This is a genomic window from Burkholderia sp. Bp9099 (assembly GCF_003857805.1).
Taxonomy (GTDB): Bacteria; Pseudomonadota; Gammaproteobacteria; order Burkholderiales; family Burkholderiaceae; genus Burkholderia.
The window spans coordinates 221,726-241,724 of sequence record NZ_QTPU01000013.1; the positions used below are offsets into that span (position 1 = coordinate 221,726).

Consider the following 19,999-nt stretch of genomic DNA (forward strand, 5'->3'; position numbering starts at 1 on the left):
ACGTGTCGGAAGGAGGATCGCGGGCCATCTTACCTCACGCGGTCCGTATATCGGCCCGCACGGCGGCTCGTGCCGGCCGGCGAGCCGCCCCGGGCCGTCCACGCCCGGCTCGGACGAACCTTATGCCGCGGCAGCCGGCAACGCCGCGCGGCAGCCCGCGTCCACCAGCGCGAGCCGGTGTGCGAATGCCGCGAGCGGATAGTCGAAGAAGTAGGTGCCGACCGCGCGCTTGCCCGCACGGAACGAATCGTCTCCCGGCGCATCGCCGACGATGCGCAGCGTGCGCGCCCACGCGAACGCGAGCAGCAGCCAGCCGACCAGCGCGAGATAGTCGTCCGCGACCCGGTAGGGCAGATCCGGATCGTGCTCGCTCGCGCGAATCACGCCGCCCGTCACGCGCTCGAGCTCCGCGCACAGCGTGGCGACGCGCGCCCCGGCGTCCCTCGCCCGCTCGTCCGCCGCCGCCTGGACGCTCTGCGCGGCTTCCGCGCGAATCAACTCGAGCAGCGCATGCAGCGCCTCGCCGCGATCCCCCAGCACCTTGCGCACGAGCAGATCGATCGCCTGGATCTCGTTGGTCCCTTCGTACAGCATCGACACGCGGCAATCGCGCACCGTCTGTTCGATCCCGTATTCGTGAACGTAGCCGTAGCCGCCGAATACCTGCAGCGCGTTCGACGCGGCCGCGAAGCCGTTCGCGGTGAAGAACGCCTTGGCAATCGGAGTGAGCAACGATGCCAGCCGCGACGCCGCGAGCCGTGCCGGCGGCTGCGGATCGTGCGCGGCGACGTCGAGCCAGTGCGCGATCCAGTAGCCGATCGCGCGCTCGCCTTCGACGATCGCCTGCGCATCGAGCAGGATGCGGCGGATCGCGGCATGTTGCGCGATCGGCGCCGCCCTGCCCTGCACGCGTTCGCGCGCATAGGCCGACGCGGCCTGCCACGCGCTCTGCGCATGCCCGACACCCTGCATGGCGACCTGCAGGCGCGCCGCGTTCATCATCACGAACATCGATGCGAGCCCGCGATGCGGCTCGCCGACGAGCCAGCCCGCGGCCGCGTCGAAACGCATCGTGCAGGTCGGGCTTGCCTTCAGCCCCATCTTCTTCTCGATGCCGTCGCACCAGACGCCGTTGCGCACACGGCCGCCCGGCGCGTCGAGCCACTTCGGCACGACGAACAGCGACAGCCCCTTCGTTCCCGCCGGCGCATCGGGCAGGCGCGCGAGCACGAGGTGCACGATATTGTCGGTCAGGTCGTGCTCGCCACCGGTGATGAACAGCTTGCTGCCGCTGATTCGGTAGCCGTCGGCGGCCGGGTCCGGCACTGCCTGCGTGCGCAGCAGGCCGAGATCGCTGCCCGCCTGTGGCTCGGTGATGCACATCGTCGTCAGCCACTCGCCGCTCGCGATCTTCGGCAGCACGTCGCGCTTCAGGCGCTCGCCGCCGTGCGCGCGCAGGCACGCCACCGCGCCGTGCGTGAGCCCCGGCGACATCAGCCACGCGTGGTTCGCCCCCGCGAGCATCTCCTGCAGCGCGACGTCGAGCAGATGCGGCAGCCCCTGGCCGCCGCAATCGGCGTCGAGCGCCAGCGTCGGCCAGCCGGCGTCGACGTAGTCGCGGTACGCATCGCGAAAGCCCGCCGGCATCGTCACTCCGGCACCGTCGAACCGGCAGCCCTCGAGATCGCCGGTCGAATCGAGCGGCGCGATGCGTTCGACCACGAAGCGGGCGGCTTCGTCGAGCACTTGCCCGGCAGTCGACAGGTCGAGCTCCGCCCAGTCGGGCACGCGGCGCCACAGCGCCGGCGCATCGAGCCATTCGCCGATCACGAACAGCATGTCGCGCAATGGCGCGCAATACGCGTTGCTCATCGCGCGCACCTCATGCCCGGCGCGCCGTGCCGGCGACGATCACGCCCGTGTCGGCCGCGCCCGGTTCGTACATCGCGTCGACCACTGCCGCACGGTGCATGAGTACCGCACGCTGGTTGATCGAGCCCTTGTCGGTGACTTCGCCGAGATCGAGCGAAGGCGGCGTATCGAGCACGCACAGCCGCGTGACGAACGTCGCGCTGCCGGTCGCATCGCGGTTCAGGCGCTCGAGCAGGTCCGCGAAGAACGCCCGCACCGCGGGCGCCTGCAGGACGGTGCGCACGTCGGCATCCGGTGCCACGCCGGCCAGGCGACGGCAATCGTCGACGCGCGGGAAGATCATCACGCCGACGTCGTCGCGGTTCATCCCCGTGACGACCGCGTCCTGCACGTACGGCGCGCCGTTCGATACGATCCGCGCGCGCATGGGCCCGACGCTCACGAAGGTACCGGACGATAGCTTGAAATCCTCCGCGATGCGCCCGTCGAACATCAAGCCGATCTCCGGCCGCGCGGGATCGACGAAACGCACTGCATCGCCGCTGCGGTAGTAGCCCTCCTCGTCGAATACCTCGCGCGCGTCGTCGCCGCTCGCGCGCCAATAACCGGCCATCACGTTCGGCCCGCGAAAGCGCGCCTCGAGCTTGCCGTCGACCGGCACCAGCTTCGCGTCGCAGCCGGGCGCGGGCAGGCCGATGTAGCCGGCCCCCGACACCGGCCCGGTGGTAAACATGCACGATGGCGCGGCCTCGGTCATCCCGAGGCCCGCCATGATCCGGATGCGCTCGCCGCAGTGCGCGAGCGTCACGCGCTCGAGCCGGTCCCACGCGGCCTGCGACAGTCCGGCGCCCGCGAAGAAATACATCCTCACGCGCGAGAAGAAGGTTTCGCGCAGCGCGGCATCCGTTTCGAGCGCCGCGGTCAGCTCTTCCCAGCCCTTCGGCACGTTGAAATACACGGTGGGCGCGATCTCGCGCAGGTTGCGCAGCGTCTCGCCGAACTTGCCGGCGACCGGCTTGCCGTCGTCGATGTACAGCGTGCCGCCGTTGTACAGCGCGATGCCGACGTTATGGCTGCCGCCGAACGTGTGATTCCACGGCAGCCAGTCGACCAGCACCGGCGGCTCCAGACCGAACTGCGGAAACGTCTCGAGCAGCATCTGCTGGTTGCTGCACAGCATCCGGTGCGTGGTCGGCACCGCCTTGGGCAGCCGTGTCGATCCCGACGTGAACAGGAATTTCGCGATCGTGTCGCCGGTGATCGCATCGTGCGCGGCATCGACGCTGCCCGGTGTCGTGTCGAGCAGCGACGAGAAACGCGTGACGCCGTCCATCCCGTCGGGTGCCGACACGACCACGCGCTCGACATCAGGCGGCACCGACGCGTCGAGCGCGGCACGAAACGCCGCGCCGTCCGACGCGAAGACCAGCCCCGGCGTGAGCAGGGCGAGCGCGTGGCGCAGCTTGCCGTAATCGCTCGACACGAGCGAATACGCGGGCGACAGCGGCGCATGCGGAATGCCGGCCCACATCGCGCCGAACGCGAGTTGCAGATGTTCGAGGTCGTTGCCCGAGAGGATCGCGACGGGCCGCTCGGCCGACAGCCCGCGATCGAGCAGCGCCTGGCCGATCGCGCGGGCGCGCTCGAGCATCTGCGCATACGTGATGCCGATCCACGTACCGTCGGGCCCGCGCCGCGCGACCAGCCAGCGGTCCGGATGCGCGCGCGCGCCGCTCGCGAGCCGGTCGGTCAGCCGGTGCGGGTACGCGCCGAGCGGGGTCGTCGCGCGCAAGGTCCAGCAGCCGTCACGTTGCACGATCTCCGGCGGCGCCGTGCCGATCGCCACGGGGCGATAGCCGGCGGGAACGCGCTGTGCGGCAGCCGCGTCGCGCAGTTGGGTCGGATCCGCATCCAAGTTCTGTCTCCGGTCGGTTCCGCCCCGCGCGCGTGCGCGCGCCGGGCGGAGACTTCATTGTGTCGTTGTCTTAACTGGGGCGCCGCGGCGCCCGGGACTGCTCAGATCGGGTAGTGACGCGGCGTGGTCTGGACCGTGATCCAGCGCAGGTCGGTAAACTCGGCGATCGACGCCTTGCTGCCGAACCGGCCGTAGCCGCTTGCCTTCATGCCGCCGAACGGCATCTGCGCCTCGTCGTGCACCGTCGGCCCGTTGATGTGGCAGATGCCCGATTCGATCTGCTTCGCGACCTGCATCGCGCGCGCGATATCGCGGCTGAACACCGCCGCCGACAGCCCGTACTCGCTGTCGTTCGCGGCCGCGAGCGCGGCGGCGTCGCCGTCGACGCGCTGCACGGTCACCACCGGCCCGAACGATTCGTCCGCATACAGCTGCATGTCGCGCGTGACACCGTCGACGATCGTCGGCTGCATCACCGCGCCGCTGACTTCACAGCCGAGCGGCAGCGCGGCGCCGTGCTCGCGCGCGTCGTCCACCATCGCCGCGATCCGCTGCGCGGCGGCCGCGCTTTCGAGCGTGCCCAGCACGGCGCCCGGCGCGGCCGGGTTGCCGGCCTTCAGCGTGCGTGCCTTCGCGACGAGACGTTCGACGAACGCATCGGCGACCTTGCGATCGACGATCACGCGCTCGGTCGACATGCAGATCTGCCCCTGGTTGAAGAACGCGCCGAATGCGACTGCCTCGACCGCCGCGTCGAGATCGGCGTCGTCGAGCACGAGCACCGGCGCCTTGCCGCCGAGTTCAAGCAGCGCCGGCTTCAGGTGCTGCGCGGCGAGCGTCGCGACGATGCGGCCGACGCGTGTCGAACCGGTGAAGTTCACGCGGCGCACCGCCGGGTTCGCGATCAGCCGCTCGACGATCGCCGGCGCATCCTGCGGCGCATGCGTGATCACGTTGACCACGCCGTCGCCGAGCCCTGCGTCGTGCAGCACGCTGCCGATCAGCCGGTGCACGCCCGGGCAACCCTCGGACGCCTTCAGCACCACCGTGTTGCCGCATGCGAGCGGCATCGCGAGCGCACGGGTCGCGAGAATCACCGGCGCATTCCACGGCGCGATCCCGAGCACGACACCGCACGGCTGGCGCACGGCCATCGCGAGGCTGCCGGGCACGTCCGACGGGATCACCGCGCCGTCGATCTGCGTGGTCATCGCGGCCGCCTCGCGCAGCATGTTCGCCGCGAGCATCACGTTGAAGCCGTACCAGTTCGCCATCGCACCGGTTTCCGCGCGGCCGGTTTCGATGAATTCGCCCGCGCGCGCGTCCATCCGGTCGGCCGCCGCGAGCAGCCGCCGACGGCGCTCGGTCGGCGCGAGCGCGGCCCACGCGGGGAATGCGCGCGCCGCTGCCGCGACCGCGGCGTCCGCGTCGGCAAGCGTCGCCGCGGCGGCGCGCGACGCCACCTGTCCCGTCGCCGGATCGATCCGGTCGAAGGTCCCGCCGTCCGACGCGCCGCGCGACACGCCGTCGATCAACAAACTCACTTCGTGCATTTCCGTGTCTCCACTCGGATCCGGTTGCGTGCGGCGGCGCGCGTCAGCGCTTGTACGCCTGCAGGCCCGGCTTGATGCTCTTGTCGTCGAGGAACTGCTTGAGGCCCTGCTCGCGCCCGCCTTCCGGATCGCGGTAGTTCGCCTGATCGAGCTTCGCGTACAGGTAGTCCTCGTTCTGCTCCCAGGTCAGTTCGCGGCAACGCTTGAAGCCGTGCTTCGCGTTACGGATCACGACCGGGTTCTTGTCGAGCAGCTTCGCGGCCAGCGCGCGCACCTCGTCGCGCAGCTGCGCGCGCGGCACGCTCTTGTTGACGAGCCCCATCTGCGCGGCCTGCGGGCCGGTGAAGGTGTCGCCGGTCATGATGTAGTAGAGCGCCTGGCGATGTCCCACGGTGTCGGCCATCGCCTTGCTGACGAGGTTGCCCGGCGGGATGCCCCAGTTGATTTCCGACAGGCCGAACACCGCTTCGTCGGCCGCGATCGCGAGGTCGCACGCGACGAGCGGCGAGAAGCCGCCACCGAAGCACCAGCCGTTGACCATCGCGATCGTCGGCTTCGCATACATGCGCAGCAATTGCCACTGCCAGCGGCTCGCGTCGCGGCGAATCTTTTCCTGCAGGATTTCCGGGCCCGCGTCGACTTCGCGGAAATACTCCTTCAGGTCCATCCCGGCCGTCCAGGCGTCGCCCTCGCCGGTCAGCACGAGCACCTGCGCCTCGGCATCGAGTTCGATCGCCTCCAGCACGTCGATCATCTCCGCGTTCAGCGTCGGGCTCATCGCGTTGCGCTTGTCCGGACGGTTCAGCGTCACCCATGCGATCCCGCCCTCGACCTCGACCTTCACCGTTTTCCAGCGCCCTTCGTAACCCATTTTCGTTCTCCAATGACGATGCCGCCCTGTGCGACTCGCGACCAATTTACTATCAGGTAACCTGATATGTAAAGTAGAATGGAAGCGGCTCCGGACAAACCCCTAAACGAGCCCGGACAGCCGATTTCGCGCCGTGCCGGCCGACGAATCACGACATGAGGAGACACGCTTGGACATCGACAACCTGATCGCCATCGACACGCACGTGCACGCCGAAGTGTCGTGCTGCCAGCCGCCGGACCTGTTCGCGAAGGCATTCGACGACGCGGCCGACAAGTACTTCGGCACCGTGCTGAAGCAGGGCCGTCGGCCGACCATTCCGGAGACGATCGCGTATTACCGCGAGCGCCGGATCGGCTTCGTGATGTTCACCGTCGACTGCGAGACGAACATCGGCCGGCGGCGCATTCCGAACGAGGAAATCGCGCAATTCGCGCAGGACAACGCCGACGTGATGATCGCGTTCGCGAGCATCGACCCGCACAAGGGCCGCTTCGGCGCGCGCGAGGCGCGCCGCCTGATCGACGAGCATGGCGTGAAGGGCTTCAAGTTCCACCCGACGATGCAGGGATGCTTCCCGAACGACCGGCTCGCATATCCGATCTACGAGGTGATCGCGGAATACGGGTTGCCGGCCGTATTCCACAGCGGGCATTCGGGGATGGGATCGGGGATGCGCGGCGGCGGCGGGCTGCGTCTGAAGTATTCCGAACCGATTCACCTCGACGACGTCGCGGCCGACTTCCCGGACATGAAGATCGTGATCGCGCACCCGTCATGGCCGTGGCAGGAGCAGGCGCTGTCGATCGCGCTGCACAAGCCGAACGTCTACATCGACCTGTCGGGATGGTCGCCGAAGTACTTCTCGCCGGAGCTGGTGAAATACGCGAGCACGCTGCTCAGGCACAAGGTGCTGTTCGCGTCCGATTTTCCGCTGATCCGGCCGGACCGCTGGCTCGAGGATTTTCAGGGTGCCGGGTTCCGGCCCGACGTGCATTCGCTGATTCTGAAAGACAACGCAGTCGCGTTGCTGGGGCTGCAGGCCGCGCAGCAGTCGTGACCCGTCCGGCCGTGACGGCGCCGGCAGCGCGCGGCGGCGCGACCGACCGCGCAGCCGCCCGCACCGGCGCGCTCAGTTCGCGGGCTTGCCCGCGAATCGCGCGGTCGGCAACCCCGCGTAGCGCGTCCGGGCGACGAACACGCCGCCGGCATCGGCATCGCTCGCCAGCGCGTCGTCGCTCAACCCGACACGCGCGCTCGTCACGTACAAGCGGCCTTCACCGTCGATTGCGACGCAGCTGGGCTGCGCGGTCGGCACGGCCACGCGATCCGTCTCGACGCCATCGGGCCCATAACGCACCACCCGCCGGCCGCCCCACTGCGCGTTCCACAGCCCGCCGTCGCGATCCATCGTCGAGCCGTCCGGGTCGCCGTCGGCATCGGTCAGTCGCGCGAACGGCCGCACGTTGGCCACGTCGCCGCCCGCGCGGTAATCGCAGACGAGAATCTCGCGCACCATCGAATCGCAGAAATGCATCTTCGCGCCGTCCGGCGAGAACGCGATGCTGTTCGCGATCGCGGCCGCCGGCAATGCAAGCCGTTCGAGCGTGAGGTCCGGATTGAGCCGGTAGAAGCCGCCGACCGCGCGCGGCGGATCGCCGCCTTCGTCCTTCATCCCGAACACGAACGCGCCGAACGGATCGCAGCGGCCGTCGTTCAGCCGCGTCGGCAGGTCGGATTCGACGTCGACGATCCGCGTGAATTCGCCGCTGCGCAGATCGAAGAACGCGAGATGCGTCGCAAGCCCGACCAGCAGCACGTCGGGATCATGCGTGAGCGCGAAGCACGCGAGCCGTTCGGGCATCGGCCACTGTGCGAGGTCCGAGCCGTCCGCGCGGCAGCGCCACAGCCGCGCGCCTTCGATGTCCGTCCAGTACAGCGCGTGCGTCGCGTCGCACCACGTCGCGCCTTCGCCGAGCGTGTTGCGGCTGTCGACCAGCAGCGCCGCCGCCGTGCCCGGATGAGTCTGTTGCATGCCGTCTCCCGATGTCTTTCGCATTCGCAGGCGGCCGCGCGTTCGTCAGGGTCAGATCTTCATCGCGCGCCGCTGGTTGCGACGATACTGGTCGAACAGCACCGCGAGCAACAGAATTCCGCCGCGTATCAGATATTGGTAAAAGGTCGGCACGTTCAGGAGGCTCATCGCGTCCTGCACGGAGCCCATGATCAGCACGCCGACCAGCACGCCGGAGATCGTCGCGACGCCGCCCGTCAGCGACACGCCGCCGAGCACGCACGCGGAGATCACGCCGAGCTCGAGGCCGACCGACGTCTTCGGGTCGCCGAGGCTCATCCGCGACGCGAGCATCACGCCGGCGAAGCCGGTCACGAGCCCCTGCAGCACGAACACCGCGATCTTGATGCGCATCACCGGCAGCCCCGCGAGCAGCGCGGCCTCGCCGTTGCCGCCGACCGCCAGCACGTTCTTGCCGAACACGGTCTTGCGCAACAGGAAGCCGAACACGACGAAGCCGACGATGTTGCTCCAGATCGGATACGAGATGCCGAGGAACGAGCCGCCGCCGAGATCGAAGAAGCGCTCCTCGGAGATCATCACCGCGTCGCCGTTCGACGTGATGAACGCGAGCCCGCGCACGACTTCCATCATCGCGAGCGTGACGATCAGAGAGTTGATCCGCCAGCGCGCGATCAGCACGCCGTTCACGAGCCCGACCGCACCGCCCGCGAGCACGCCGGCGGCGATGCCGAGCACGACGCTGTGCGTCGCGGTGATCAGCGTCGACGCGACGACGCCCGAGAACGCGACGATCGACGCGACCGACAGGTCGACTTCGCCGAGCGCGAGCACGAACATCATCGTCACCGCGATCGAGCCGATCAGCGTGACCGACAGGAGCAGGCCCTGGATGTTGCGCGGCGTGAGGAAGTCCGGCACGGTCAGCGACAGCGTCGCGAACAGCACGAGAAACACCATCACGATGCCGGAGCGGTTGATCAGTTGCCACACGCCGCCGCGCGCTCGCGCGGGCGCGGCTGCGGCATCGGGGGACGGGGAAGTGCGTTGGGGTTGCATTGCCTGGCTCATAACGTTTGCTTTCCGGTTGACTGCAGGCCGCTAGCGCGGCAGCGCGAGCTTGATCAGCGCGTCGGGCGTCGCCTGCGCCTTCGCGACCTCGCCCGCGATCCGTCCTTCCTTCATCACGATGACGCGGTCCGCCACGCCGATCACCTCGGCCAGATCGCTCGACACGATGATCACCGTGCGGCCCGCTTCCGCGAGTTCGTAGAACAGGTTGTAGATTTCCGCGCGCGCGCCGACGTCGATGCCGCGCGTCGGCTCGTCCATCAGGAACACGTCGATGCGCTCGGCCAGCCAGCGCGCGAGCACGACCTTCTGCTGGTTGCCGCCCGACAACGCGCCGATCGGCGTCTCGCCGTCGCGGGTCTTGATCGCGAGCCGCTCGATGTATTTCTGCGCCAGCTCGCGTTCGCGCCGCGCGTCGAGCAGCACGCGCGCCGGGCTGAAATGACGGCGCGCGCTGATGTTCAGGTTGTCGGCCACCGACGCGATCGCGACGATGCCTTCCTGCTTGCGGTCCTCGGGGCACAGCGCGATGCCGGCGCGCACCGCGTGCCGCGGGCTCGCGAACGCCACGCGCTTGCCGCCCAGCTCGACATGCCCGCTCGTGGGGCGCGCCGCGCCGTACAGCAGCTTCATCAGCTCCGAGCGGCCCGCGCCGACGAGCCCGAAGAAGCCGACGATCTCGCCGCGCCGCGCGGCGAACGACACCGGCTCGGACAGGCCCGGCCCAACGAGTCCCTTCGCCTCGATCAGCACGTCGCCTGGCGTGCGCGGCCGGTAGCCGTACACGTCCTCGATCGAGCGGCCGACCATGCAGCCGATCAGCCGGTCGCGGTCGAGCTCGGCGACGGATTCGAACGTCTCGATCCGGCGGCCGTCGCGGAACACCGTCACGCGATCGCACAGCGCGTCGACTTCCTCCATCCGGTGCGTGACGTAGATGATCGCGCGGCCCTCGGCCCGCAGCGAACGGATGATGCGGAACAGCTGCGTCGTCTCGCGCGCGGACAGCGAACTCGTCGGCTCGTCGAACGCGATCACGCGTGCGTCGCGCATGAGCGCCTTGCCGATCTCGATCATCTGGCGCTGGCCGATCGACAAATATTTCACCGGGATGTCCGGATCGATGTGCTCGCCGAGCCGCTCCAGCGCATCGAGCGCGCGCACGGCAAGCGCGCGCTCGTCGACCACGCCGAGCCGGCTCGGCAGCTGGCCGAGCATCAGGTTCTCGGCGACCGTCAGCTCGGGTACCAGATGCAACTCCTGGTAGATGATCGCGATGCCGGCCTCGAGCGCGGCGCGCGTCGACGCGAAGCGCTGCACCGTGCCGTTCAGCGTCAGCGTGCCGGCCTGCGGCTGGTTCACGCCGGACAGCACCTTCAGCAGCGTCGACTTGCCCGCGCCGTTCTCGCCCATCAGCCCGTGCACCTCGCCCGCGCGCACCGACAGCGACACGCCGTCGAGCGCGCGCACGCCCGGGAACGTCACCGTAATGCCGTCGAGCGCGAGCAGCGCGCCGCCGGGCGGCGGCGGCGCGCTGCCGGGCGTGGCCACGTCGTCGCGGCGCGAACTGGCCGTCATCATCTGCATCGTCATCGCGTCGTCGCCCCGCTGGTTCAGATGCCGAGTTCGGCGCGCACGGCCTGCCAGTTCGCGCGCGTCATCAGCTTGCCGCTCGTCTGCGTGTCGGCCGGCGGCGTCTTGCCGTTGCGGATCCAGTCGACGAGGTTCTGCGTGCTGTCCTTGCCGTGATTCGTCGAGCTGACCGCGATCGTCCCGTAGAAGCCGGTCGGCTCCTTCTTCTGGAACTCGGCGAACGCCTCGCCCGCGCCATTGATGCCGACGCCGATCACGTCCGCGGCCGGGATGTGCAGCTGCTCGGTCGCGCGTACCGCGCCGAGCACGGTTTCCTCGTTCAGCGCGTAGACCACCCACTTCTTGATGTTCGGATGGCGCGCGAGCACGGGCGCCGCCGCGCTGAAGCCGCCTTCGTCGTCGGTCGTCTTCTGCGGGGCGTCGAAGATGTTTTCCTTGCGGAAGCCGTTCGCGAGCAGCGCCTGCGTCGCGCCGTCGGTGCGCAGCTTCGCGGTCGGCAGCTCGTAGTTGGTGACGCGCAGCGCGCCGACTTCCTCCGGCTTCCAGCCGCGCCGCTTCATCTCGTCGGCGATCGCCTGGCCGACCTGGTTGCCGATCTTGGTCGCCGACATCCCGAGGTGCGGCACGTTCGGCAGCGGCTTGCCGGTCGAGTCGACGAGCTGGTCGTCGACCGTCACGAACTTCATGTTGTAGCGCTTCGCGCGCGACGCGATCGCCGGCCCGAGGCGCACGTCGGGTGCGCAGATCACGAAGCCCTGCGCGCCTTGCGAGCCGAGGTTGTCGATCGCGGCGAGCACCTTCTCGCCGTCCGGCGTGCCGATCTTCACGACCGAGAAGTTCTCCTTCTGGCCGAGCGCGGACGCCGCGTTCTGCTCGTTGATGAACCATGCCTGCTCGGGCATCTTCACCAGGAAGCCGATCTTCAGCGGCGCGTCGGCGTGCGCGGCGCCCTGCATCCCGAGCGGCGCGAGGCAAAGCGCGGCCAGCAGCGCGCGCAGCGTGTGGCGGCGGATCGTGTGGGTCGTGCGGTTCATGCGGTGTCTCCTTGTCTGTTGGCTTGGGTCTTCAACTCTCGTCGTGCGCGTCTCGTCGTGCGCGGTCGCGCTCGCGGCGGCACGGTGTCAGCGGCCGAACGCGTCGGTCCCGACGCGCCGGCCGAACAGGAATGCGTCGGCGACGAGCCGCAACGGCCGCACGTCGACGTCGCTTGCGCCGCGCGCGATCAGCGCGCGGAACTGCGCATACAGCGCCGGGTACTCGCGCTGCGGCCCGAGCTCGACCGGCTCGCCCGCAATCGACAATTGCGCGCCGCCGCGGCTGATCGCGAGCACGCCGTCCGACGTGTCGACCGCGATCTCCCATTGCTCGACGGGGCCGTGCCGCCAGTCGAATTCCGCGCGCACGGGCACGCCGTGCGTATCGGCGCATTCGAGGTCGGCCGCGATCGGCATCTGCGCGTCGCTCGGCACGTAGAGCGTCGCCTCGCGCAGCACGAGCTCGCGCGGCAGGATCCGCGTAACGATCGACAGCGCGTTGATGCCGGGATCGAACACGCCGAGGCCGCCGGGCTCCCAGATCCACTGCTGGCCCGGATGCCAGCGCCGCACGTCTTCCCTCCAGCGCACCTGGACCGCACGGATCGTGCGCGTCGCGAGCCACGCGCGCGCCGGTTCCACCGCGCTCGCGCAGCGCGAATGCCAGGTCGCGAACAGCGTGAGGCCGCGTTCGCGCGCGAGCGCGTCCAGCGCGGCCACTTCGCCGAGCGTCGCACCCGGCGGCTTCTCGAGCATCACGTGCTTGCCGGCCTCGAGCGCGGCACGTGCCTGCGCGTAGCGCACCTGCGGCGGCGCGCACAGCGACACGGCGTCGAGCTCGGGCTCGGCGGCCAGCAGCGCGCCCAGGTCCTGGTAGTTGCGCACGCCGTCGACTTCCGCATGACGACTCGCGCACGCGGTCAGCACGAAACCCGGTTCGGCGGCGATCGCCGGCAAATGCTGGTCGCGCGCGATCTTGCCGATCCCGATCACGCCCAGTGAAATCACGTCGCTCATCTGCGTTTCTCCTTCGCCACTTGCTCAGTGCGCCCAGCGCAGCACGAGCGGATCGAGCCGGCGCGCGATCGCGAGCAGCTCCGCGCGCGTGTCCGGGTGCAGTTCCGGCATCGGGTGCCGTGGCCGCTCGCACGCGATCACACCGCCGGCGCGCATCAGCGCCTTCGCGGTGAGGATCCCGGACTGGCGGTTCTCGTGATTGATCAGCGGCAGCCACGTCTGATAGCGCGCGAACGCCTCGTCGTGCCGCCCTTCGCGGAATGCTTCGAGGATCGGCCGGATGCCGTCCGGAAAGCCGCCGCCGGTCATCGCACCGGTCGCGCCGGCATGCAGGTCGGCGAGCAGCGTGATCGCCTCCTCGCCGTCCCACGGCCCTTCGATCGCGTCGCCGCCGAGCCGGATCAGCTCGCGCAGCTTGTTCGCCGCACCCGGCGTCTCGATCTTGAAGTACGCGACCTGCTCGATCTCGCGCGCCATGCGCGCGAGGAACGGCGCGGACAGCGCGGTGCCGCTCGCGGGTGCATCCTGGATCATGATCGGGATGTCGATCGCGTCCGACACGCGTGCGAAGAACTCGAAGATCTGCGCTTCGGGCACGCGGAACGTCGCGCCGTGATACGGCGGCATCGCCATCACCATCGCCGCGCCGAGCTGCTGCGCGCGCAGGCTGCGCGCCGCGCACACCTGCGTGCCGTAGTGCGACGTCGTGACGATCACCGGCACGCGGCCGGCGACGTGTTCGAGGATCGTGCGCGTGAGCACGTCGCGTTCGTCGTCGGTGACCGCGAACTGCTCGGAGAAGTTCGCGAGGATGCACAGCCCGTCCGAGCCCGCGTCGATCATGAAGTCGACCGCGCGCTTCTGGCTCGCGAGGTCGAGCTCGCCGGTCTCGGAAAACGTCGTCGGGACGACGGGGAAGATGCCGCGATAGCGCGGCGTGCTGCTCGATGTCATGGTTCGGTCCTGCGTCGGTCGAAGCGGCGTTCAGCCGGAAAACACGGGGTTCAGGATTCGCCGGCGAATGTGCCCGCGGCCGGCTCGGGCGCGCGCAGCGCGGCGCGCACCACGAACGTCATCAGCACCGCGAACAGCAACGTCGCCGCGAGGAAGTACAGGCCGGCCGCGAGGCTGCCGGTCGACGCCTTGATCAGGCCGATGCCGTACGGCCCCAGGTAGCCGCCGAGATTCGCGAGCGAATTGATCGCGGCGATGCCGACCGCCGCGCTCGTACCGGTGAGGAATTCGCCGGGCAGCGCCCATACGACGGCCTGGATCGAATACAGCGAGAACGCGGTCAGGCAGATGAACAGGAACTGCAGCGCCGGTTCGCGCACCCACGCGCTCGCGCCCATCGTCACGGCGGCGGCCGCCGACACGACGACGATGTGCCAGTAACGCTCGCGCTTGCGATCCGAATGACGCGGCACGACGAGCAGGCCGACCACCGCGAACAGGTACGGCACCGCGGACAGCATCCCCGTCGCCGCATCGCCGGTGCCGAACGCGTGGATGATCGTCGGCAGCCACAGCGACAGCCCGTAGATGCACAGCGGAAACGGCAGGAACAGCGCGGCGAGCAGCAGTACGCGGCGGTCGCGCAATGCGGCGAGCGGATTGCCGTGCGAATCGGGGCGATACGTGTCGCGATCGGCGGCGAGCTGCCGCGCGATCCAGCGGCGCTCGTCGTCGTTCAGCCAGCGCGCATGCGCGGGCGATTCGGGCAGCAGCCGCAGCGTGGGCCACGCGAGCAGCACGGCCGGCAGGCCGCTGACGACGAACAGCGTCTGCCAGTCCGACAGGCCGAACAGCCCGTGCGTCGACAGCAGCCAACCGGCGAGCGGGCCCGTCACGATGCCGGCGAGCGGCTGCGCAAGGACGAGCAGGCCGATCACGCGGGCACGGTCGCGCATCGGGAACCATTGTGTGAGGAAGTACAGGATGCCGGGATAGAGGCCGGCTTCCGCCGCGCCGAGCAGGAAGCGCAGCACGTAGAAGCTGGCCGGCCCCTGTACCAGCGCCATCGCCATCGTGATCACGCCCCACGTCGCGAGGATGCGTGCGAACCAGACGCGCGCGCCGAAGCGTCCGAGCGCGAGGTTGCTCGGCACCTCGCACAGGAAGTAGCCGATGAAGAACAGTCCGGCGCCGAGTCCGTATGCGGCATCGCCGAGGCCGATCGCCGCGTTCATGTGCAGCTTCGCGAAGCCGACGACGGTACGGTCGACGTAGGCGACCACGTAGATCAGCGCGAGGAACGGCACGAGCTTGCGCGTGAGCAGGCGGGTCAGTTGCCGTTCGTCGACGGCTGCCGGCGACTCGGACTGGTCCGCCACGGCGTGCGCGGGGGGGTACTGCGTCGTCATCTTGTCTCCTGTCGGCCACCGTTAGCGCTTTAGCGCTTACGGGGGCCCCATGCTTCGCGGTCGGCGTACGTTGGCGCCTTAACGCTTACGTACGCCCCAAGCTTTACGGTCGGCGTACGTTGGCGCTTTAGCGCTTGCGTACGCCCCAAGCTTTACGGTCGGCGTACGTTGGCGCTTTAGCGCTTGCGTACGCCCCATGCTTTGCGGTCGGCCCGCATTAGCGCTTTAGTGCGTGCGTGCCCCCCATGCTTCGCGCTCGACCACGGCCGGCGCGTCACTCGTTTCCCTCAGGCCCCGCCGCGGTCCGCGTCCCTGCACGGCTATGCGCCGCTCAATGCGAATGGCTCGGCACGTCCGCGCCGCGCGTGCCGACCAGGAAGTCGAGGTCGCACCCCTCGTCCGCCTGCAGCACGTGATCGATATACAGCCGCGCATAGCCGCCCTTGCCGAGCTGCCCGGCCACGCCCGGCGCCGCGGTCGGATCGACGTCCGACAGGCGCCGCTGCAGTTCGTCATCCGAAATGTCCAGATGCAGCGTGCCGGCCTCGCAGTCGAGCTCGATCCAGTCGCCGTTGCGCACGGCGGCCAACGGGCCACCCGCGGCCGCTTCCGGCGCGACGTGCAGCACGACCGTGCCGTACGCGGTGCCGCTCATCCGCGCATCCGAGATCCGCACCATGTCCTTCACGCCCTGGCGCAGCAGCTTCGGCGGTAGCCCCATGTTGCCGACCTCGGCCATCCCCGGATAACCGCGCGGCCCGCAGTTCTTCAGCACCAGCACCGAGCTCGCGTCGACGTCGAGCGCTTCGTCGTTGATCGTCGCCTTGTAGTGATCGAGATTCTCGAACACCACCGCGCGGCCGCGATGCTTCAGCAGCTCGGGGCTCGCCGCCGACGGCTTCAGCACCGCGCCGCGCGGCGCGAGATTGCCGCGCAGGATGCAGATCCCGCCGTCGGCGATCAGCGGCCGGTCGAGCGGGCGGATCACCTCGTCGTCGTAGTTCGGCGCTTCGCGCACGTTGTCCCACAGCGACTTGCCGTTGACCGTCAGCGCGTCCGGGTGCGGCAGCAGCCCGCCTTCGCCGAGCCGGCGCAGCACGGCCGGCAGCCCGCCCGCGTAATAGAACTCCTCCATCAGGAAGCGCCCCGACGGCATCAGGTCGACGATCGTCGGCGTGTCGCGGCCGATGCGCATCCAGTCCTCGAGTTCGAGCGGCACGCCGATGCGGCCCGCGATCGCCTTCAGGTGGATCACCGCGTTGGTCGAGCCGCCGATCGCCGCGTTCGCGCGGATCGCGTTCTCGAATGCGGCACGCGTCAGGACCTTCGACAGCACGAGCCCTTCGAGCGCCATCTCGACGATGCGGATGCCCGACATGTGCGCGAGCACATAGCGGCGCGAATCGACCGCCGGAATCGCCGCGTTGTGCGGCAGCGCGACGCCGAGCGCCTCGGCCATGCACGCCATCGTCGACGCGGTGCCCATCGTGTTGCAGGTGCCGGCCGAGCGCGACATGCCGGCCTCGGCCGACAGGAAGTGGTGCAGGTCGATCTCGCCCGCCTTCAGCGCTTCATGCAGCTGCCACACGGCCGTGCCCGAGCCGATGTTCTTGCCTTCGAGCTTGCCGTTCAGCATCGGCCCGCCCGACACGACGATCGCCGGCACGTCGCAGCTCGCCGCACCCATCAGCAGCGCGGGGGTCGTCTTGTCGCAACCGGCGAGCAGCACGACCGCGTCGATCGGGTTGCCGCGGATCGCTTCCTCGACGTCCATCGACGCCAGGTTGCGCGTGAGCATCGCCGACGGCCGCAGGTTCGATTCGCCGTTCGAGAACACCGGGAACTCGACCGGGAACCCGCCCGCCTCGGAGATCCCGCGCTTCACGTGCTCCGCGAGCTTGCGGAAGTGCGCGTTGCACGGCGTCAGTTCGGACCACGTGTTGCAGATGCCGATGATCGGCCGGCCGTCGAACTCGTGATCGGGGATGCCCTGGTTCTTCATCCAGCTCCGGTACATGAAGCCGTTCTTGTCGTTGGTGCCGAACCATTGGGTGGAGCGCAGCCTGGGTTTCGTTGCCGACATCGTCAGTCCTGTGGTGACGGGATACCGGCGCAGTCTAGGCAGAATTTTGATAACTGGCTAATGACGTTTTAGGCGATTACGATATCGATTCCGATATCGATATAAACCCGTACGATGCCCGAAGCCAGCCCGTGGGGAAACCGCAGCCGCCTGAAGACGCGCCAGCTCCTGCTGGTCGTCGCGCTCGCCGACGAAGGCAGCATCCACCGCGCGGCGGCCGCGCTGAGCATGACGCAGCCGGCCGCGTCGAAGCTGCTGCGCGAGCTCGAGGAATCGATCGGCGCGGTGTTGTTCGAGCGGCTGCCGCGCGGGATGCGGCCGACGCTGTACGGCGACGCGCTGATCCGCCACGCGCGCGCGGCGCTCGGCAGCCTCGACCAGGCGCGCGAGGAGCTGGCCGCGCTGAAGGCCGGCCATCTCGGGCACGTGGCGGTGGGCGCGATCACGTCGCCGGGGCTGCGGCTCGTGCCGCCGGCCGTCGCGGCCGTCAAGGGAACGCATGCGAACGTGCGCGTGTCGGTGACGATCGACACGAGCAACGCGCTGCTCGAACACCTCGCGCAGGACAGGCTCGACATCGTGCTCGGCCGGCTGTCCGCCGAACACGACAAGCTGCACCTGCGCTACGAGCCGCTGACCGGCGAGCCGGTCGCCGCGGTCGTGCGGCCCGGCCATCCGCTGCTCGCGCAGGCGCCGCTGTCGCTCGCCGACGTGCAGCGCGCCGCGTGGGTCATGCCGCCGGCCGGCAGCGTGCTGCGTCATCGTTTCGAACTCGTGTTCCAGCGCGCGAGCCTGGCGCCGCCCGCGAACGTGGTCGAGACGGCGGCGCTGCTGTTCATCACGCAGCTGATCGAGCAGAGCGACATGATCGCGGTGCTCGCGGAGGACGTCGCGCTGTACTACGCGCGCCACGGGATCGTCACGGTGCTGCCGCTGGAGATGGATTGCCGGATGGACGATTTCGGGATCATCACACGCACGGACCGGCTGCCTTCGCCGGCTGTCGAGGTGATGGCCGATGCGATTCGGGCGGCGGCGCGGGAGGTGTACGGGGTCGTGTTGTGAGGCGACGCGGCCCGGTTTCGTCGAGCCTGCTCGCCTGTCGAAAGACACGCGTGCGCTCGCGTCCCGCGTTTCGGTTACGCCCGGTACGCAGCGAACCCCGCCCGTTCCACGGCATGCATCACGCTTCCGCGACCTCGATCACCGGCTCGCACCGGATCGGGAAGTTCACGGAGTTCGCCACATAGCACTTCGCATGCGCGTCATGATGCAGCCGCTCGGCGAGCGCACGATCGTCGCCCGCCTGGATCGTCACGCGCGGATGCAGCACGATTTCGGTGAAGCGCCCCGGCCCGGGGCTGTCGAGCATCGTCCCTTCCGCGTCATCCACATACGCCAGCACGCGGATGCCCGCATCGGAACACAGATGCAGATACCAGAGCTTGTGACACGCCGAGGCCGACGCGAGCAGCAAGTCTTCCGGATTCCAGCGCGCCGCGTCGCCGCGGAACGCCGCATCCGACGAGCCCGGAATGTCCGGCTTCGAACCCGCGCGGATCACGTGGTCACGGCCGTATTCGCGATACCCCGAAGTACCGGTTCCCCGGTTGCCGGTCCACTCCACTGCCACGCGGTACTTGTGTTCGCCATGCGCCATCTCGCTCTCCTTCGATATCGGAACGTGAGGCCGTCATTGTGGCACCGGAATGTCATTTGGTATACCATTATTCCAAAATGAGGAGCACGGGAACATGGAAGCCAGACTCGATTCGACGGCGGACGCGGTGGCTGCATCGTTGCGGGAGATGATCATCAACGGCGAGTTGCAGGCAGGCGAGCGGCTCGTCGAGCGCGACCTCGCCGACCGCTTCGGCATCAGCCGGATTCCGATGCGCGAGGCGATCCAGCGCCTCGAACGCGAAGGATTGCTGGATATCTTCAGGAATCGCGGCGCGGTCGTGCGGATGCTGAGCGCATCCGACGTGCAGGAGATCTACGACATGCGCGCGCTGCTCGAAGGCGACGCGATCTACCGCAGCGTGAAGCGGCTCGACGACGAAACACTCGCGCGCGCCGAACTCGTGCACAGGCTGCTCGGCGAATCGAACGTGCCGCGCCGGCAAGGCGAGCTGAACCGCGAATTCCATGCGCTGCTGTACTCGTGCTGCGGCAACGAGCGGCAGTTGAAGGCGATCGCGGAGCTGCGCAGCCAGGTCGAGCGCTACGAGCGACTGCAGGCGACGTTGCTCGCGGATACGCCGTCATTCCAGGTCGAGCATGAGGAAATCCTGCAAGCATGCCGCGAACGCAATGCACGTGGCGCCCGCGCGATGACGGTCGCGCACCTCGATTCGGCCCGACGCATCGTGATGCGGCTCGTCGAGGACGATCTGCGCCTTGGGGCGTGATCGAGCCACTCGTGTGATTCCATCTACCGGCCCGCGGCCGGCCTCTACTCAGGCTTAGCCCGTCGGCTTCGGCTTCGGCTTCGGCTTCGGCTTCGGCTTCGGCTTCGGCTTCGGCTGCCGAACGCGAAGCCAGCGCCCACTCCCCCACCCGAAAGACTGCCCCCCCCCACCGCCACCGACC

Annotated in this window: 16 protein-coding genes; 3 read left to right on the forward strand and 13 right to left on the reverse strand. The window is 69.0% G+C overall.

What is annotated here, in order from left to right:
* Positions 1–120 precede the first annotated feature (120 nt).
* The 4 genes from DIE17_RS17420 to DIE17_RS17435 all read right to left on the reverse strand — a co-directional run bounded on the left by DIE17_RS17420 (position 121) and on the right by DIE17_RS17435 (position 6,211).
* Positions 121–1,872, reverse strand: a complete 1,752-nt coding sequence (locus DIE17_RS17420) for an acyl-CoA dehydrogenase (protein ID WP_124486008.1) — start codon at positions 1,870–1,872, stop codon at positions 121–123.
* Between the two features lie 10 nt (positions 1,873–1,882).
* Positions 1,883–3,787, reverse strand: a complete 1,905-nt coding sequence (locus DIE17_RS17425) for a feruloyl-CoA synthase (RefSeq protein ID WP_124520261.1) — start codon at positions 3,785–3,787, stop codon at positions 1,883–1,885.
* 101 nt (positions 3,788–3,888) lie between these two features.
* Positions 3,889–5,340 carry an aldehyde dehydrogenase gene (locus DIE17_RS17430; RefSeq protein WP_124520262.1) on the reverse strand — a complete coding sequence of 484 codons (1,452 nt, stop codon included), beginning with the start codon at positions 5,338–5,340 and terminating at the stop codon, positions 3,889–3,891.
* Positions 5,341–5,383: 43 nt separating this feature from the next.
* Positions 5,384–6,211 (reverse strand): p-hydroxycinnamoyl CoA hydratase/lyase, encoded by an 828-nt coding sequence (locus DIE17_RS17435; protein ID WP_021163522.1) that lies wholly within the window; start codon positions 6,209–6,211, stop codon positions 5,384–5,386.
* A 169-nt stretch (positions 6,212–6,380) separates the two neighbouring features.
* On the opposite strand from DIE17_RS17435, the gene DIE17_RS17440 reads away from it, so the two are divergent.
* Entirely contained in the window at positions 6,381–7,271 is an 891-nt protein-coding gene (locus DIE17_RS17440; protein WP_124486005.1) for an amidohydrolase family protein, read from the forward strand.
* 72 nt (positions 7,272–7,343) lie between these two features.
* Here the strand turns inward: DIE17_RS17440 and DIE17_RS17445 are convergent, their stop codons facing one another.
* The 8 genes from DIE17_RS17445 to DIE17_RS17480 form a co-directional block, all read right to left on the reverse strand.
* Positions 7,344–8,246 carry an SMP-30/gluconolactonase/LRE family protein gene (locus DIE17_RS17445; RefSeq protein ID WP_124486004.1) on the reverse strand — a complete coding sequence of 301 codons (903 nt, stop codon included), beginning with the start codon at positions 8,244–8,246 and terminating at the stop codon, positions 7,344–7,346.
* 51 nt (positions 8,247–8,297) lie between these two features.
* A complete protein-coding gene (araH, locus tag DIE17_RS17450) occupies positions 8,298–9,317 on the reverse strand; it encodes an L-arabinose ABC transporter permease AraH (RefSeq protein WP_044847378.1) in 1,020 nt (339 codons plus the stop codon).
* 30 nt (positions 9,318–9,347) lie between these two features.
* Entirely contained in the window at positions 9,348–10,910 is a 1,563-nt protein-coding gene (gene araG / locus DIE17_RS17455; protein ID WP_124921186.1) for an L-arabinose ABC transporter ATP-binding protein AraG, read from the reverse strand.
* Between the two features lie 20 nt (positions 10,911–10,930).
* Positions 10,931–11,944 (reverse strand): arabinose ABC transporter substrate-binding protein, encoded by a 1,014-nt coding sequence (locus DIE17_RS17460; protein WP_124486002.1) that lies wholly within the window; start codon positions 11,942–11,944, stop codon positions 10,931–10,933.
* 87 nt (positions 11,945–12,031) lie between these two features.
* Positions 12,032–12,961, reverse strand: a complete 930-nt coding sequence (locus DIE17_RS17465) for a Gfo/Idh/MocA family protein (protein ID WP_124921187.1) — start codon at positions 12,959–12,961, stop codon at positions 12,032–12,034.
* A gap of 24 nt (positions 12,962–12,985) precedes the next feature.
* The gene (locus tag DIE17_RS17470) at positions 12,986–13,915 is read right to left on the reverse strand and encodes a dihydrodipicolinate synthase family protein (RefSeq protein ID WP_124486001.1); all 930 of its coding nucleotides are present in this window, start codon (positions 13,913–13,915) and stop codon (positions 12,986–12,988) included.
* A gap of 50 nt (positions 13,916–13,965) precedes the next feature.
* Entirely contained in the window at positions 13,966–15,324 is a 1,359-nt protein-coding gene (locus DIE17_RS17475) for an MFS transporter (RefSeq protein WP_124921188.1), read from the reverse strand.
* A gap of 331 nt (positions 15,325–15,655) precedes the next feature.
* Positions 15,656–17,407: an IlvD/Edd family dehydratase gene (locus DIE17_RS17480; RefSeq protein WP_124485999.1), complete on the reverse strand. Its 1,752-nt coding sequence runs from the start codon at positions 17,405–17,407 to the stop codon at positions 15,656–15,658.
* A 114-nt stretch (positions 17,408–17,521) separates the two neighbouring features.
* On the opposite strand from DIE17_RS17480, the gene DIE17_RS17485 reads away from it, so the two are divergent.
* Positions 17,522–18,472, forward strand: a complete 951-nt coding sequence (locus DIE17_RS17485) for a LysR substrate-binding domain-containing protein (protein ID WP_124921189.1) — start codon at positions 17,522–17,524, stop codon at positions 18,470–18,472.
* 118 nt (positions 18,473–18,590) lie between these two features.
* On the opposite strand, the gene DIE17_RS17490 is transcribed toward DIE17_RS17485, so the two are convergent.
* The gene (locus DIE17_RS17490) at positions 18,591–19,067 is read right to left on the reverse strand and encodes an OsmC family protein (RefSeq protein WP_124485997.1); all 477 of its coding nucleotides are present in this window, start codon (positions 19,065–19,067) and stop codon (positions 18,591–18,593) included.
* Between the two features lie 94 nt (positions 19,068–19,161).
* On the opposite strand from DIE17_RS17490, the gene DIE17_RS17495 reads away from it, so the two are divergent.
* Positions 19,162–19,818 (forward strand): GntR family transcriptional regulator, encoded by a 657-nt coding sequence (locus DIE17_RS17495; RefSeq protein WP_124921190.1) that lies wholly within the window; start codon positions 19,162–19,164, stop codon positions 19,816–19,818.
* Positions 19,819–19,999 lie beyond the last annotated feature (181 nt).